This window comes from Nostoc sp. KVJ3 (assembly GCF_026127265.1).
Taxonomy (GTDB): Bacteria; Cyanobacteriota; Cyanobacteriia; order Cyanobacteriales; family Nostocaceae; genus Nostoc.
In genome coordinates this window covers 1,148,257-1,163,978 of sequence record NZ_WWFG01000001.1, presented here as the reverse complement: position 1 = coordinate 1,163,978, position 15,722 = coordinate 1,148,257, and the positions used below count along the sequence as shown (strand labels likewise).

General features: G+C 41.8%; 11 protein-coding genes. 5 read left to right on the top strand and 6 right to left on the bottom strand.

What is annotated here, in order from left to right:
* Positions 1-211 precede the first annotated feature (211 nt).
* Complete coding sequence (locus GTQ43_RS04800) at positions 212-1,432, bottom strand: FecR family protein (RefSeq protein ID WP_265271123.1); 1,221 nt, start codon at positions 1,430-1,432, stop codon at positions 212-214.
* A gap of 342 nt (positions 1,433-1,774) precedes the next feature.
* On the opposite strand from GTQ43_RS04800, the gene GTQ43_RS04795 reads away from it, so the two are divergent.
* A complete protein-coding gene (locus GTQ43_RS04795) occupies positions 1,775-3,076 on the top strand; it encodes a hypothetical protein (protein WP_265271122.1) in 1,302 nt (433 codons plus the stop codon).
* Between the two features lie 86 nt (positions 3,077-3,162).
* On the opposite strand, the gene GTQ43_RS04790 is transcribed toward GTQ43_RS04795, so the two are convergent.
* Positions 3,163-3,984, bottom strand: a complete 822-nt coding sequence (locus GTQ43_RS04790) for a sulfurtransferase (RefSeq protein ID WP_265273669.1) — start codon at positions 3,982-3,984, stop codon at positions 3,163-3,165.
* 216 nt (positions 3,985-4,200) lie between these two features.
* Between GTQ43_RS04790 and GTQ43_RS04785 the strand changes: the two genes are divergently transcribed.
* On the top strand, positions 4,201-4,335 hold the full coding sequence (locus GTQ43_RS04785; protein ID WP_265271119.1) for a hypothetical protein: 135 nt from the start codon (positions 4,201-4,203) through the stop codon (positions 4,333-4,335).
* Here the strand turns inward: GTQ43_RS04785 and GTQ43_RS04780 are convergent.
* Both GTQ43_RS04780 and GTQ43_RS04775 read right to left on the bottom strand, forming a co-directional pair.
* Entirely contained in the window at positions 4,329-6,137 is a 1,809-nt protein-coding gene (locus GTQ43_RS04780; RefSeq protein ID WP_265273668.1) for an ABC transporter ATP-binding protein, read from the bottom strand. The two genes, GTQ43_RS04785 and GTQ43_RS04780, sit on opposite strands and share 7 nt — an antisense overlap.
* Before the next feature lie 671 nt (positions 6,138-6,808).
* Entirely contained in the window at positions 6,809-8,239 is a 1,431-nt protein-coding gene (locus GTQ43_RS04775) for a carotenoid oxygenase family protein (protein ID WP_265271118.1), read from the bottom strand.
* 200 nt (positions 8,240-8,439) lie between these two features.
* Here GTQ43_RS04775 and GTQ43_RS04770 point away from each other — a divergent pair, with 200 nt between their 5' ends.
* From GTQ43_RS04770 to rbsK, 3 genes are all read left to right on the top strand, one after another.
* Positions 8,440-9,747 carry an Nramp family divalent metal transporter gene (locus tag GTQ43_RS04770; RefSeq protein ID WP_265271116.1) on the top strand — a complete coding sequence of 436 codons (1,308 nt, stop codon included), beginning with the start codon at positions 8,440-8,442 and terminating at the stop codon, positions 9,745-9,747.
* 91 nt (positions 9,748-9,838) lie between these two features.
* Positions 9,839-10,513 carry a tetratricopeptide repeat protein gene (locus GTQ43_RS04765; RefSeq protein WP_265271114.1) on the top strand — a complete coding sequence of 225 codons (675 nt, stop codon included), beginning with the start codon at positions 9,839-9,841 and terminating at the stop codon, positions 10,511-10,513.
* Positions 10,514-10,962: 449 nt separating this feature from the next.
* Positions 10,963-11,895: a ribokinase gene (gene rbsK / locus GTQ43_RS04760; protein WP_265271112.1), complete on the top strand. Its 933-nt coding sequence runs from the start codon at positions 10,963-10,965 to the stop codon at positions 11,893-11,895.
* A gap of 642 nt (positions 11,896-12,537) precedes the next feature.
* Here the strand turns inward: rbsK and GTQ43_RS04755 are convergent.
* A complete protein-coding gene (locus GTQ43_RS04755; RefSeq protein ID WP_265271111.1) occupies positions 12,538-13,470 on the bottom strand; it encodes a hypothetical protein in 933 nt (310 codons plus the stop codon).
* A 64-nt stretch (positions 13,471-13,534) separates the two neighbouring features.
* Positions 13,535-15,019, bottom strand: a complete 1,485-nt coding sequence (locus GTQ43_RS04750; protein WP_265271109.1) for a galactose oxidase-like domain-containing protein — start codon at positions 15,017-15,019, stop codon at positions 13,535-13,537.
* Positions 15,020-15,722 lie beyond the last annotated feature (703 nt).

Genomic DNA, 15,722 nt, shown 5'->3' with positions numbered 1-15,722 from the left:
TATAAGGATATCCGGTCAGCCCTGTGTAAGTCCTGTCCTTGATTTAATCTAGCGTTAGCAGATGTTTGTGGTCGTAGGGTATATTACTTTTTGCTTTGGTAACACCAAAGGCAGTAGTTAACACTTGTTATCATTCTGTCTCTAGTGTCGGATATAAATCTATGTTCCTGCTACGTTGGAAAACCTCAGTCTACAAAATGTTGGTCTAGGCTCAGTTTGTCCCCGGTCTAACGTTTGGAGGAGTTGTAGTTGGAGTTCCCGAACCGCCACCAGGCGTTGTTTCTGGAGGAGTTGTAGTTGGAGTTCCAGAACCACCACCGGGCGTTGTTTCTGGAGGAGTTGTAGTTGGAGTTCCCGAACCGCCACCGGGCGTTGTTTCTGGAGGAGTTGTAGTTGGAGTTCCCGAACCGCCACCGGGCGTTGTTTCTGGAGGAGTTATAGTTGGAGTTCCCGAACCAACAACGGGCGTTGTCGGCTGAATTGGGGGACTTGGAGGTGTTGGGATTCTAATAGAATTGACACCAGGGTTATTACTACCATTTCTCCCAAAATGATGCTCAGTATTTGATAGAATTTGTCCTATATCCTCAAAGGAATTTGATAGAGAATTATCTTTTATAGGCTCTATTAGAGAATCATTTGTAATAATCTCATTGCTAGATGAAGTTGAAGTAGTAGTTAGCTCTGCAAAAGATGGGTTTTCAACTACTCCCTCGCCAGTTATGGGCAACTGTGCGTTCAAAGCCGCAGCAGTTTCAGCTTGAACGCTAGCGATCGCTGGATCGGCCGTAGGTGTAAGATTTTGCCTAGTTAGATCAAGTCCCCGAACCATATCGCTAGTTTTATAAAAATTTCTGAGATCAAAATCGTATAAGCCCTGAAATTTGCCTTTAACTATAACCATCATCTGTCCGGCTTGCAGCACCTGAGTTTGAGAAGCTTCCTTGTTAGAAACTTCAATGCCGCTATTTGTCAGCGCACCCACAATCGTGGTATCTGTTTGTTTGTTGTAGCGGACAAATAATGCTGAACCACGAATTGCTGCTACTGCGCTTGGCGTTTGTATAAGTGTTTGCCCCCTACCTGGTGGGATCAGCAGTAATGCTGTTCCGTTTGACAATCTAAAGCTGCGAGTCTTTGGTAAAAATTGAAATATAGCCTGTTCCCCAACTCGCGCTAAAGAGCCATCGTTAAAGCGTAACTCCGCTAAGGAAGCTCGACCAGTTGCTAACCCATCACCAGGAATTATTGCATCTAATTTGCGTGCAGGACGCTTCTTCTGCCTGTCTCTGGGTATCAGTTGTACCAAGTTGCGGAGGTTTTGAATTTCTGCTCGTGTTAAAGGAGTTATAGCACTTACCCTATTTGGCAAAGGCAGTACTATAATTCCCCATAAACCAATCACTAACAATGGAAACGATTTATAAAACATAGCTTGATAACTTCGAGATTTCAACTAATACTAAAAAATTAAAAGGTTTAAGTTGCTGATAATTGTTATGGCGAGTTTATTTAGGAAAATTATCTATACTAATAGATAAAATTGGCAGCGAATGAATTATATGTTTATTTTATTTATAGGGAGCATAATTGAATCATCTCAGGGTTGCAAAAAATCTGGAGAAAAATCCGAAAGACGGTAATTTTAGTTTGTAGCTTCAGTATATACCTACAAAGCTAAAATAGATGCACTCAATTGCATCTCCTGAGTTGGAACTTTCCACATAGCTTGTAAGTATACATTTGCCAAATACGATTGACGCGATCTAACCAAATGCGACTCAATAACTGGAAGAGTTTGTTTTTTTGTATTTTTTTAGCATCAAGTGGTGGAAGCTGGTGTTGCATTAGAGTAGATGCGGTAGAATCTGCAAATACAAATATTTGGCGTTCTAAAAATGTAGTAAGCATACAATATATAACCGATTGGCGGTGTCAGAAGTTAAAGCAAAAGGTAATTAACTCTTTGTGCAAGCAGTCTAGTGAGTCGCATCCTTTTGACTCCCAGATGCCGTTAAATGTGGCACAGCAAACACCCCAAACAACTCCAGCCCCAGACAAAACCGGAGAACCTGGGGATAGTCAAAAGCAAAATGAAGCGCCACAACTAGAATCACAGCCAAGTGTTTTACCTATATCTCCTCCAGACTCAAAAGAGCAATTGTTGAATCCACCTCAAATAAATCAGTCCCAAAGACTAGAGAGGCTAATGCAGCTATTGCGATCGCCAAAACAGCCATCTCACTCTGATAGCGATCGCGAATTGGGGTTGCGTGTGCGGTTAAGACCTCTAGAACAGCAGCCACCACCAGAGACAGAACAACCTGTAGTGAAGTTTAAACCCATAGGCTATCTACAAGCCCATGTAGGTTACTTCGAGACAAATAACATTTTTTCGTCAAAGAATAGTCCAATAGAAGATGGTTTAATTTTTTCTGGACTGACACTAACCTCTGCATATTTCCCTTTGGGATCTAAGACTTATTTAAACGGCTCAATTGATGGCAATGTGATTCGTTATATGAATCAGTCACAATACCATTACAACCAGGTGATATTCAATCTCAATCTTTACCAGCAGCTATCCCCGCAAATGTACGGGGATATCAGTTTTAGCAACCAACAGTTATTTTATGCCAGCAATAGCGATCGCCCTAATAGCTTTAAAGACGGCGATGGCTTTTTAAATGAGAATTCCCTACAACTGTCTTTAGGACGGCGAGATCCCTTAACTCCAAAATTAACGCTAGAAAGCTTTTACGAATTGAGTGTAAATTTTGCTGACCCCCCAAGTCGCGATCGAATCATCAATTCCTTTTGGGTGTCTCTGAACTACTACTTGCAAAAGCCTCTCCAGGTTGGTATTGACTACCAGGTGAACTTATCAGACTTTACCCAGCGCGATCGAGAAGACCAATTTCATCGGATATTCGGGCATTTAAATTACCAAATATCCGATACCATTAATATGAATGTTCAGGCTGGAGTGAGTTTAGGCAGTTCAAGCGCCGAAAATATTGATTTTGATGGCTGGTTCTTCAGTGTTAATTATAATTTGCAATTAGGTCGGTTTTGATCGGAGAGAGGCGATTAATCGCGTCTGTACGTTAGGAGTTAGGAGTTTTAATTCTTAACTTCTCACTCCTAACTCCTAACTCCTCACTATAAATAGGAAATCCAATCACTCCAGCTACCAGCATAAAGTTTACCCTTGCTAATACCAGCTAATTCTAAAGACAGTAAATTTACGCAAGCAGTAACGCCAGAACCGCAATAAACCAAGATTTCTTCGGCTGTTTCTAGCTTTTCCCACCGACAGCGTTGTTCTGATGGAGGTAGTAGGTAGCCATTCGAGTCTGTAACTTCTTGCCAGGGATAGTTGGCTGCACCGGGGATATGTCCGGCAATTTTATCAATTGGCTCTCGTTCACCTCGATAGCGATCGCTTTCTCTCGAATCTACCAATACTACATTGTGGCTATCTTTCCGGTTTTTCACGGCCGTAATATCTACCACTTTTTCTGTTTGTACTTCAGCTAAAAACGTACCCATTCGGGGTTGAGGAACGGCATTCGTAACCGGATATCCAGCTTTTTGCCATCCAGCAAAGCCTCCATCCAATACTGCTACTTGCTGATGTCCAAGATAGCGTAACAGCCACCATAAACGAGCAGCAAAGGCAAAGCGCGAATCATCATAAGCTACAACCAGAGTTTTTTGATAATTAACCCCAATGGCTGCAAATTTTTTAGCTATATCATTGGGGTTAGGTAAAGGATGCCTCCCGCCATGTTTACCCACTGGACTGGAAAGATCCTGATTCAAATCTAGGTAATATGACCCTTCAATATGGCTTGTTTGGTACTGTTGTTGTCCTAATTGTGGATCCGCTAGAGAAAAGCGACAATCCACAATAACGACTTGCGAATCTTGTAGATGTTCAAATAACCAAGTTGGCGAAACAACAAATTGGGAATTGGGCATTGGGCATTGGGCATTATTTAGAGGACTTCCGCAACAGGCACAAATACGATTTATTCTGACTGTTTGTGCATCGTTAAAAATGGGAGTATCATCAGTTGCGATCGCGCTAATCAGGTTTTTGTCGAGTAGCATGACGTTACCAATGATGACTTTACCATATAGGTCAAAGTATATAGCGGTTCTCATTTATGTGAGGTACACCCGTAGAGGCAATTCATGAATTGCCCCTACACCTTACGAGATGATGTTGCACCACATTTGAATGGGAACCGCTATCAGGTAGCGACGGTTCCAGAAGTAATGTTGCTGATGTTGATTTTAAAAGTAACTGTTAGCCACCTTAGCTATTGATAACCGGCTGCTTGTAACAGAAACAATTTGGCATAACGTCCGCCTAGCTGTAATAATTCTTCATGAGTTCCTTGTTCTATAACTTTGCCATTTTCTATAACTAAGATTTTGTCAGCCATCCGTACCGTCGAGAAGCGATGAGAAATCAAAAGTACCATCTGATTTTGAGTAATAGCGCGAAAATGATTGAAAATCTCAAACTCAGCTTGGGCATCGATTGCTGATGTTGGTTCATCTAAAACTAAGATATCTGCTTGCGATCGCATAAAAGCCCGAGACAAAGCAATTTTTTGCCACTGTCCCCCCGAAAGTTCCTGTCCTCCTTTAAACCAACGACCAAGTTGAGTTTGAAAGCTTTGGGGTAATTGGCTAATGAAAGATTGCGCCATGCCTTTTTCAGCAGCAGTTTGCCAACGAGTTTTGTTTTCGAGATGTTCTACATCCCCCACGCCAATATTTTCCCCCACAGTGAATTGGTAGCGGACAAAGTTTTGAAAAATTACACCAATGCGACGACGCAGCACATCCACATCCCATTCCTGCAAATCCAAGCCATCTAAAAAAATTCGCCCAGAGTCGGGGGTGTAGAGTCGAGTCAGGAGTTTAATTAAGGTAGTCTTACCGGAACCGTTTTCACCGACAATTGCCAGTTTCTCTCTCGGTTTCAAATGTAGCGAAATATCTCTCAACGCTGGCTTGGAACTTCCTGGATAAGTAAATGATACGTTCTCAAAACGGATACCATCTTGAGGATTTAAACCAATGGTTGCGTTACCCCAAGACTTTGGTACTTCCTCTTCTAAAAAATCGTAGAGATTTGATAGATATAGGTTGTCCTCATACATCCCTCCAATAGAAGTGAGGGCATTAGAAAAAGTAGATTGTCCTTGGCGAAACACAGTGAGATACATTGTCATATCTCCCAAGGAAATCTTACCTCGAACTGTTTCCAAGACAATCCAAGCATAAGCTAGGTAAAAAGCCCCGGTACTGACTAAACTGAAGAGATATCCCCACAATCCCCGGCGCAGAGTCAAATCGCGGTCTTCGCCATAGAGTTGATGAAACAGATGGCGATAACGTCCTAGTAACATCTCTCCCAGTTGGTAGAGTTTGACTTCTGTGACAAAATCTTCCCTTGCTAAGAGATTTTCTAAGTAGTTTTGTTGACGAGTTTCTGGCGCACGCCAACTAAACAAGCGAAAGCCTTCTCCAGCAAATTTAGTTTCGGCGATGAATACAGGCATAGCTGCCAAAATTAGTACTATCACCGCCCAAACTGAGAAATTTACTAACAAAATTCCGTAGGTGATGAGGGAAAGGGCATTTTGCACCAATCCAAAGGTACGATTTACTAACGAAAGAGGACGAACTGATGCTTCTCGTCGGGCATTGGTCAATTTGTCATAAAATTCTGAGTCTTCAAACTGCCTAAGATCCAGTGTCAGCGCCTTTTCTAAGATCAGTACATTTACGCGCTGACCCATTAGCGCCCGCAATAACGACTGACAAATGAGGATTCCCCGTTGACTACCTGCGAGGAGAATTACAGCGATCGCTTCTAATCCTACATAAAATAGAGAAGGATAAATATTGACAAAACCATTGTTTTGTGAGTTAACTTGAGATGCAAATACCACTGCATCAACAATTAACTTACTGATGTAAGATATTGCCGCCGGCAAAAGACCAGCAACTATTGTTAAACCAGCCAAAAGAATAGTAAGCGATCGGCTAGTAGTCCATACTAAGCTTACAGCCCGTCCACTGTAGCGAAAAACCGTCAGTGATTGGCGCAGAATATTTCTTTTTTTTTAATCTTCATCTTTCTTGGCGCGAGATCCCCCGACTTGGGGCGATCGTTCCTGACTTTATTTAATCTTTATTAATTTTACATTTTTATCAGCTTACGTGATATGGGCAAAACAGATATCACTTTTCAAACAACCTCTAATCTCGACTTTATCCAAAATTAAGAACTCGGTTTCTTTATCTGGCAAAAATCGTGGCTTTTTGGCAAATACTTTTTCTACGTCACAGAGCATAGATCAAGTTCAAAAAGTAAAACTACTATCCCACACAGGTTTCAGCGATAGCGATCGCGTTGCGAAAAAAATGGATAAAGTCGAGCTAATGTCATGTCCGGTTAAACACTTGTCATTGCGTACTCCGTTGGAGAACCCGAACGCGAATAGCGTCTCCGAAGGAGAAGGGTACGGAGTCAAGCATAAGTCCTTCGGACACGCTTCGCGACGCAGAGTCCTGGTGATTGCTTCGCTCCACTTCGTTGCGATCGCAATGACATACCGTAAGTAATTTGGCGGACATGATATAAATCGTATTTGATTAGACATTTCCAGAAAGTAAATATGCATTATCCACAACCCTTGTAGAGACGTAGCAGTGCTACGTCTCTACATTCTTTTTCGGAGATATCTATTAAACCATACTGGACAAAACTAGAAATTTTCCTTTATGCAGGATTCCAAGTGCCGTGGAAACCAGGAGGAATGACACTCGGTAATCCAAGTTTGCAGACGGGTTCCTCGTTTAGGCGATCGCTATCAAATATCCAAACTTCACTACTATGAGAATTACCATCGTAGATTACTGTTAAAACCCAACTTTGATTAGGGTTTTGGGTATCTTTAACAGATAGTGATTCTGAAGGATAGAGATTTTCTTTGAAGTTTGCTTCGACAAGGGTTTCGGTTTGGTAATCAAAGCGAGCGATCGCATTTACTAGTTCTTGGCTAATATCTGTTCCTTTTTGGAATGAAGAAAAATATGTATAGCGAGAGGCTTGTCCCACGTTTTGCTGCGGTACAGTTGGTAGCTCGCAATGTCGGTCTAAGACTTGCTCAATGGTCGTAACTTTGGCGGTTTGGGGCTGAAGATGTATTCGTGTTAGTGTACTTTGAGCAGGGGTGTGAGTTTTCCCTGTAGGTACTTCCTTAAAATATTGGTTTACTTGAAAGTCTTCGTAGCGAGCAATATCTACAATCAGTGAACCACTAGCATCTAGATAACCGTTGACAAAATGCCACTGAAACCAAGGTTCGGCTTCACTACGGCTTACTAGAGATAATGTTTGGCGATTGATGACTAAAATTTGAGTTCCTAGTTTAGGTTTCCACTCTAGTGCATCACTATAGTTTGTTCCTAGCAGTACAGGAAAAAAATTCAGCCGCACCGGGGGAATGCAAAATACAAGATATTGTCCTGCTAAAACAAAATCATGCACTATTGATATTCCATCAAGAGAGTATGCTGCTTTTTGGATAATTTTGCCAGTGGAATCGCTCTTATAAATATTTAGTTTGGCATTTAATCCTGGAGTGATACCAAAGTTGAAAATCTCCCCTGTTTGATTGTCACGCTTATAATGTGCAGAATAGGCTAATCCATTATTTAGCCCTCCTAAATCATCTTCGCCGTAGGTTTCTAAAGTTTGCAAATTCAAGGCGTAGGGTTTACCACCTTCCCACAGTGCTAATAGTTTATCTGGAAGTGCGATCGCTGAAGTATTCGCAGCGTTTTTTACTGGTCTGAGCCATTGATTCCAAATAGCTCCTGGTGCAGTCATACCATAGTTGCCGTAGAGGAGTTTATCTGCGGCGGTTTCTGCTTTGTAGCCAACGGTTTGCACGTAGCGATAAACTGCGGTGGCTCCTGCATCGGTAAAATGGACAGCGAGAATTGCCCCATCTCCATCAAACCAGTGTCCCATAAGCTTACCACCACGTTCTAGCCGTGCTGGGCCATTACGGTAGAGTGTCCCACGTAAGCCATCGGGGATTTTGCCAGAGAGAATCGGCAATTGCGTAAGAGAAAATTCTTTTGCTGGTTCGGCGATCGCACTTGCCCAAGCTTTTTTCGTTGACTTATTAATGATTGTATGCATCTTATATTTAGCGATCGATAAATAGAATCCACACGGAAGAAATTTTGAGGAGCTACCCACATCTAGAGTTTAAATATTAATTTAAAAAGAATAAAGATTACTACCCCAAGCAATTCATCCATATTTACCTAAAGGTTGATGTATATCCTATATTTTATGACATTATGAAAAGAATATGAGAAGATTTAACGGCAAAGTAAATGGCTTCCCCAGAAAACAAACCTACCTTACCAGAGGTTCACCGTAGTATTAGAGTCCCTAACGGGTCAGGCTTTTGGCGCAAGATGATGGCTTATACAGGGCCGGGGTATCTGGTTTCAGTGGGATACATTGATCCGGGAAATTGGGCAACAGACATCGCGGGGGGATCAAAGTTTGGATATAGTTTATTAACAGTGATCTTGCTATCTAACTTGATGGCAATATTGCTGCAATCGTTATGTGTACGTTTGGGAGTGGCTACGGGACGAGATTTAGCACAGGCTTGTCGGGAGTATTTCAGTCCAAAGGTAAGCTTTAGTTTGTGGGTACTGTGTGAGATTGCGATCGCAGCTTGTGATTTAGCAGAACTACTAGGAAGTGCGATCGCACTGCAACTTTTATTCGGTATTCCCTTGATATGGGGTGTTTGCATCACTGCGCTGGATGTTCTGGTATTATTATTCCTCCAACATAAAGGCTTTCGCTATACAGAAGCTTTGGTAATAATGCTAGTAGCAACAGTAGGTATCTGTTTTACAGCAGAAATTCTGTTTTCTCGCCCCGATATGGGGGGGATTTTGTTGGGATATCTGCCTAATAAAGAGATTTTAGAGAATCCAGAAATGCTCTACATTGCTATCGGTATTTTAGGGGCGACAGTGATGCCTCACAACTTATATTTACACTCCTCAATTGTGCAAACTCGTGATTGGCAACCTAATACAAAAAAAAGATGGGAAGCGATTAAGTTTGGCACAATTGACTCAACTTTTGCTTTATCCTTAGCACTATTTATCAACTCAGCCATTTTAATTGTGTCTGCTGCGACATTTCATTTTTCTGGGAATCAGAATGTGGCAGAAATTCAGGACGCTTATAAATTACTTTCACCATTGTTAGGAGTTAGTTTTGCCAGTGCCATTTTTGGCATTGCCCTACTTGCCTCTGGGCAAAGTTCAACACTAACTGCAACTCTGGCAGGACAAATTGTTATGGAAGGCTTTTTACAATTTCGCTTTCCATCTTGGTTACGCCGTTTAATAACCCGTCTGCTTGCCATCATTCCAGCGATAATTACAATCATTATTTTTGGTGAACATAGTACAAGCAGCCTGATAGTTTTTAGCCAAGTTATCCTCAGTTTACAGTTACCGTTTGCAGTAATTCCATTGGTAATGTTTACAAGTAATCGCCGCCTGATGGGTGAGTTTGTGAATCCCTTGTGGTTAAAATCTTTAGCTTGGTTAGTTGCTGTTGCGATCGTTGGTTTAAATATTTGGTTGCTATTACAAATGATTTTGGGATGACTGTTACATTACCAGTTAAAATAAAGGAACCGATTGAACAAGATTCCGTGGAAATCTAACGTCGGACTGCAAGTTATCAAAGGCTAAAGCCATGAACCATATCAAGCGAACAATAGCCTTCTTGGGAATAATGAGTGTACTGAGTGTAATGCCTACTGTTTATGCACGAGAAGCATCAATACCTCAGAAGGCGGCAAACTTTCAAGATTATTATAACCAAGGGGTGCAAAAGCTTGAGCAAGGTAACTTCACTGGTGCGATCGCAGATTTTAACTCTGTTGTCCAACTAAATCCCCAATTTTATGAGGGTTTTTGTCTGCGAGGTTTAGCTAAATCTCAATTAAAAGACTTCAGTGCAGCAATTGCTGACTTTAACTTAGCGCTGCGTTTAAATCCTAACCATGCAGATGCTTATAATGGGCGGGGAATTTCTTATGTAGAACTAGGAGATTTTCAGAAAGCTATTGCCGACTTTAATCAGACAGTGAAACTCAATCCAACCTCACACGATGCTTATTACAATCTAGGACTAGCCCATTTTAGACAGGGAAATCATCAACAAGCGATCGCAGACTTTAACCAAGCAATAAAAATCAATCCTAACCTTGCTGATGCCTACGGCAACCGAGGACTAGCACAATATGCTTTGGGAGATAAAAAGAGTGCTGTTATAGACCTTCAGCAAGCGGCAAAACTATTTTTGAAACAAGGCGATACCCAAGGTTATCAACAGACACAAGCCCTGATTCAGCAAGTTCAGCGTTAGTAATTCGTGGGGGAATAACAGTTGCGATCGCTTGCTGTAGTATTGGTCTATAGCGGTTCTCATTTATGTGAGGTAAACCTGTAGGGGCATTGGTGTCAACTTAAGCTCAAAGCTTTGTCCCACAGCCGTTTTACCCCCCTTAATCCCCCCGATATATTGGGGGGAAATGATATTTCCGGTTCCCTCCCCTTTATAAGCTACGGTGTACACACAAGTCGAATTACCCCCCTTAGTCCCCCCTTGTAAAGGGGGAAAACAAGAAAAATCCGGTTCCCTCCCCTTGTAAAGGGGAGGGTTAGGGTGGGGTAATTCGAGAACTGGTAGTGATTCGATAACTTGTGTGTACACCGTAGCCTTTATAAGGGGAGGGTTAGGGTGGGGTAACGCGGATCGTGATGGGAAGTGAGTGAACTGGGAACCGCTATAAATGACTTCAAATATCAACAAAAATGAGCATTATCGTCTTCGGCAGCATAAATATAGACTTGGTAGCAACAACACCCCGGTTGCCAATCGCCGGAGAAACATTGCTAGGAGAAGAATTTTTTAAAGTTGCAGGAGGGAAAGGAGCGAATCAAGCCGTAGCATTAGCAAAATTGGGAATTCCTACCCAAATGGTGGGGCGTGTCGGTGCAGATGATTTTGGTGTGGAACTTGTCAATAACTTGCAAGCATCTGGTGTGCAGATTGGCAATATTTTCGTCGATAAGACTGTTAGTTCTGGAGTCGCCATCATCGCCGTAAATCATGCTGGGGAAAATCAAATTATTGTAATTCCTGGCGCAAATGGATGTGTTAATCAAGAAGATGTAGAACGAGTATCCCACTTATTACCAGAAGCAACAGCACTACTTTTACAATTAGAAATTCCGATTACTGCTGTGGTTGCAGCCGCTAAAGCCGCAAGAAAAACCAAAATCAGGGTAATTCTCGATCCAGCACCCGCACAATCCGATTTCCCAGATGAACTTTACCCGTTAGTGGACATTATTACACCCAATGAAGTTGAAGCCGCGCAGCTAGTGGGTTTTCCTGTGGATGGAGAAGAACTTGCAGCCAAAGCAGCCGAAGTTTTATTACAACGGGGTGTGAAATGTGCGATCGTTAAATTGGGTGCAAAAGGTGTTTTTTGTGCCACTGCTGAGGAAAAGTTTTTTGTCCCCGCATTTCTAGTTCATACAGTTGACACAGTAGCGGCTGGCGATGCTTTTAATGGTGGTTTAACAGCGGCACTTTTTGCCGGACATTCTCTACATCAAGCAGTTATTTGGGGTGCAGCAGCAGGTGCTTTGGCGACGACAAAACCAGGCGCACAAACTTCACTACCCGATAGGTTGACATTTGATGCGTTTCTTAGGGAAAGGGCATCTGTCAAAGATTAGAAGAAAGCGCCTTTTGTCAATCAATATAAAATACTCAAAATATTTTAGGACTAGCCCTTTCAAGGTGGGTAAAAATTTTGCTTAAAAAATCCCTTTATTATCTCTTATCTCTGTGTCGCGCCAGTTGCTACAAGTTGGGGAACCGCAAGGGCGCACTGGCAACTCTATTGCCTCTGCGGTTAAAAAAATCCTTGAAAGAGCTAGGGCGTGTTTTCAAACTGCTCGTTTAGCCTCCTAACTTTTTAGATCCCCCTAAATCCCCCGATAAATTGGGGGACTTTAAGAGACTCTTTGCCCCTCTTTTTAAGGGGGTTGGGGGGATCTAAGACTTTGAAAACACGCCCTAGTCCTATATCTTAATAATAAGGTGTACCAAATCAATAGCAACAAAAAGCCCTCAACATAAAATGATATCATGTCCGCCAAATTACTTACGATATGTCATTGCGATCGCAACGAAGTGGAGCGTTCGTGGAGCGTTCGCGAAGCGTGTCCGAAGGACTTATGCTTCACTCCGTACCCTTCTCCTTCGGAGACGCTATTCGCGTTCGGGTTCTCCAACGGAGTACGCAATGACAAGTGTTTAACCGGACATGATAGGATGGCTTAGTATTTTTTCATACATTATAGCCTCAATCCCTTCTATCCACGAGCAAGGGTAATCTGAATAGTGTCAAAGTCTTGTAGCCGAGTCATATTTCCACTGTTTTCATCTACGCTGTACACAGCATTAGGTGTCTCATACCTCATCGCTCCAAAGGCGAGGAGTTGACCTGTTCCAGAACAAACTAAGCTTTGTAAGCCATTATTCCATGCTTTACCATCAACGTTCAATTGTGCCAGTCTGATTGGCTTTTTTTGATTTGAATCTAGCTGCACCAAAGTGGTATTACCATTGAATTCAAGTAAAGACGTATAGAGTTTTCCGTCCGGGCACTCAGCTAGATTGATGACCCGCTCATCATTTGGGAATTTAATCTTACTAATAGAACTTACCTCTCCTGTTTGAAGGTTAATATCTACCAATGTGATCGGTGGTGTACCATTCTTTTTACCTACTAAACCGATGAGTCGCCCATCATTAGTGCCTAGCAAACTCCCAAGCTGTTGATTTTGTTTAAGTCCTGAGACTATCAAAGTTTTTATCGGCGTACCCAAAAATGTAATCCGAGTAGGTATCGCCTGTCTCCTACTAGTCGTAACAGGAGTAATGGCTACAACAAGTGTGCCATCACTTAAAGAAGTGAATCCACTCAATATCTCATTAGGCTCTAATAGAGGTGTACTTTTATCCGTAAGTACCTGAGCTTTTCCTGTAGTTAAGGATTGCAAAATAAGTCCTATAGGCTTAATATCTGTGGGTAAACTATTTGGGGCATTGCTATCTAATTCAGTGGTGTTTACCTCTGGAATAACTGTTTTGTCAGTGGTAACGATCGGGCTAGAACCTATACCGACAATATTTAAACTTGGTGTTTGCGCTAAGGCTTTGTTGGTTAGATAACTAAGCCCAGATACTACAGTTCCAGCTAATACAAACTGGCCAAAATGCCGACGTGAGAGCTTGTAATTCATATTTCCACCCCTAGAATTAATGACTTTTATTAATTAGCAGTCTATTGAACATAAACAGGTCAGGCTAAGATATTTGCGTCCAGGTTGCTACTGAAGGTGTGCCATTGTTATCACTAATAAAAAGCATGTACCAGCCTGGTGGTGCGATGTTTCGATTGTCTGTCAACGTGACATTGAGAGAAGTAGAGTTTCTAAAATTAATCGGTACATCAACTAACCTTTGTTCTGTATCGCAGGAATGGGTAGTTGCCATTGGTCTAATTAGACTAACCCATTTAATATTTGCAGCTTGGGCTGTCTGAATCGTAAATGACAGCCCGTAACTCAATGCTTGAGGAGCGCTCTGAATAATTGGTCGCGATCGCGACATGTAGGCAGGACTATAGATTTCTAATCGCAGTTCATTAACCCGCCGTTGAGGGTTTCCTCCAGCTGTGGCTACCCTACCATCTGGCAGGAGCAAGGCCACTGAGTGATAGACGCGGGGGACATTTTGTTTAGCTACTGCTGTCCAGGAATTTGTGACTGGATCGTAGATTTCTGCTGGTAGCATTGATTTTGTGGTGTCCTCATCCATTCTGCTACCATTGCAAACAAACACTGTGCGATCGGGTAACAAAACTGCGCTGAGATGCTTCCGACCATTTTTTAGAAACCTCGATCCTACGTAAGTTGGGTTAGCAGCTTTTAGATTGACAATGTTTACCCTGTATGTTGTCGTACCACCGCTACCCCCACCCATAATCATCACCCTTTGGTCTTGTGCTGGTGGTAAAAGCACACTGGCAGCTTGATCGCCGAAAGCTGGGTCTTGCAGCCCTGGCACAACTTTTTCAACAATAGATTGTGTAAATGTCCCTGGCAGGGTTAATATCCTTGGCGTTACTGAACTGCCACCCATCTGAGCACCAGAATAAAAAATGTTTCCATTACTTAGTAAAAACAGCTGTGGGTATGACGGTAAGGCACTAGTCGTTGGAAAAGCGTTCCAACCATTTGCAAATGTAGAAGAATAAATTTCTGGTTGTCTGTTGAGGCTGCCATCTATACCAAGCCCAGATACTGCTAAGATCCGACCGCTGCCGAGTGTTAACAAAGTAGGATACCAGCGGCCATTGTGCATTGATGGCTTCTTGACCCATTTCTCAGCAATAGGATCGAACATCAAAGCAACAGGTATACCATAAAACGGATCGTAGCGCAGAGTTCCACCCGCAACCATTAGCATCCCATCGGCGGTGAAGGAGTGACCGGCGCAAAAAAGGTCAATAGGTTGATTATTACTATCCAATGGAGGCGGTTGATGGATAAAGGTTCCCTGGTTGACATCCCAAACTACGCTGTCATAGGGAGTATTTAAACGATTGGGATCGTTACCTGAGCCACAGAAAAAGAATACTTTACCAGTACGAAGTAGGGCAGCATGTATGGGTAGAATTGGGGCTTGGTAAGACAATACTTGCCATTTGTCTGTGGTAGTAGCCTGAGCTATTAAAGTCCCTAAATCTGTTTCCTCTTGAAGGTTAGTCTTGTTATCAAGTTGAGTCACTTTATTTACAACTATTCCTATGTAAATTATTCTTTGAGTAATTTATTCCTAAACTCATACCTATAGGAATACTTCTTTATACTTGTTAATTATATTAAGATATGATGTTGTTATTAATAAGTTAAAGTAAAATTCGTTTATTCAATAGTGAATATGCGATAAATTATTCCTAGTATGTAGTATTAAATTAAGCCTTGTGCCAGGTTCTTTGAGTAACGATCAAAGATACTATTAAATTTGATGTATATAGGTTTCATGGCTAGATGTTAGGCATGACTAACTTAAAAGTTGTGTTTTTGACCTCGATTTGTGACTAGATTTTAAATACTATTAATTATTGACATTAACTTGTAAGCATTGGTGTATTTTGATACAAAGCACATAGATAAAAAATTCAAAGAATCAGTATATCTTCATTCAGCCTTTTGCTAAATTCGTTGGCAATTTATTACAGCAGACACACAAATTCAAAGCGGGGAAAGTCAGCAGGTTTTTAGAAAATAGGACTTACGCAAAAGGACACGCTGTAGGGGCAATTCATGAATTGCCCCTACCATAGAATCAGGTTTTAGATATTATTTGGGTAAGTCCTAGAAAAGTAACACTTAACTTAGTTATAGATTAGACATCTCCGAAAAAAAATGTAGAGACGTAGCACTGCTACGTCTCTACAAGAGACATCTCCAAAATAGTATCATTCTGT

Excerpts from the sequence above, each read along its gene's own strand:
- GTQ43_RS04775 (WP_265271118.1), bottom strand. The coding sequence starts at position 8,239 with ATGCATACAATCATTAATAAGTCAACGAAAAAAGCTTGGGCAAGTGCG.
- GTQ43_RS04770 (WP_265271116.1), top strand. The coding sequence starts at position 8,440 with ATGGCTTCCCCAGAAAACAAACCTACCTTACCAGAGGTTCACCGTAGT.
- rbsK (WP_265271112.1), top strand. The coding sequence starts at position 10,963 with ATGAGCATTATCGTCTTCGGCAGCATAAATATAGACTTGGTAGCAACA.
- GTQ43_RS04765 (WP_265271114.1), top strand. The coding sequence starts at position 9,839 with ATGAACCATATCAAGCGAACAATAGCCTTCTTGGGAATAATGAGTGTA.
- GTQ43_RS04785 (WP_265271119.1), top strand. The coding sequence starts at position 4,201 with ATGAATTGCCCCTACACCTTACGAGATGATGTTGCACCACATTTGAAT.
- GTQ43_RS04755 (WP_265271111.1), bottom strand. The coding sequence starts at position 13,470 with ATGAATTACAAGCTCTCACGTCGGCATTTTGGCCAGTTTGTATTAGCT.
- GTQ43_RS04800 (WP_265271123.1), bottom strand. The coding sequence starts at position 1,432 with ATGTTTTATAAATCGTTTCCATTGTTAGTGATTGGTTTATGGGGAATT.
- GTQ43_RS04795 (WP_265271122.1), top strand. The coding sequence starts at position 1,775 with ATGCGACTCAATAACTGGAAGAGTTTGTTTTTTTGTATTTTTTTAGCA.
- GTQ43_RS04790 (WP_265273669.1), bottom strand. The coding sequence starts at position 3,984 with ATGCCCAATTCCCAATTTGTTGTTTCGCCAACTTGGTTATTTGAACAT.